The sequence below is a fragment of the Bacillus sp. LR--39 genome, from assembly GCF_053613335.1.
In genome coordinates this window covers 1-509 of record NZ_JBSIOT010001665.1, presented here as the reverse complement: position 1 = coordinate 509, position 509 = coordinate 1, and the positions used below count along the sequence as shown (strand labels likewise).

Annotated in this window: 1 protein-coding gene; it reads right to left on the bottom strand. The window is 41.5% G+C overall.

The genetic code is table 11. The annotated features are described in order from the left end of the window. Positions 1 to 32: 32 nt before the first annotated feature. On the bottom strand, positions 33 to 509 hold a 477-nt coding region (locus tag ACWHAR_RS32390; protein ID WP_452089094.1), incomplete at its 5' end, for an MtnX-like HAD-IB family phosphatase.

The window sequence follows — 509 nt, the reverse complement described above, 5'->3', positions numbered from 1 at the left end:
GGGGATGGCTATGCTGGTAACCTGGCGCGGCATTAGACGATCCGCCCTTTTTCTTTAAGATATTGTTCAATGTCTTCAAATGTTTCAACGGCTACAAATGGCACCCCCTGCTGACGCAGCAAATCCTGGAGCGCATCCTTTGCAAACGTAACATCCGCAAATTTAGCCGGGTGCGAATCCGGTTCACTGTCGCCTGCAAAATAAACCGTCTCATACTCTTCTTTCAGCTTTTGAATGACCTTTGATTTATCAATCCCATAGCGCTCAGAGTAATGCCAATGATTCTCATCAATGTCCATATGAACATTGTCTTCTTTAAAAAAGCCTTTATTTGAATAGACCTCAACGTATGTAATCCCGTATTTCTTTAAAATATAATGAATGTAATAATCCGTGCCGGCGCTTAAAAAGTAGAAATCAACACCGCTTTTCTGGACATGCTGAATGAAGTCAGGCACATATTCATCAATCGGTATGGAATGGATGTCATCAATGATTTTTTGTTCGCT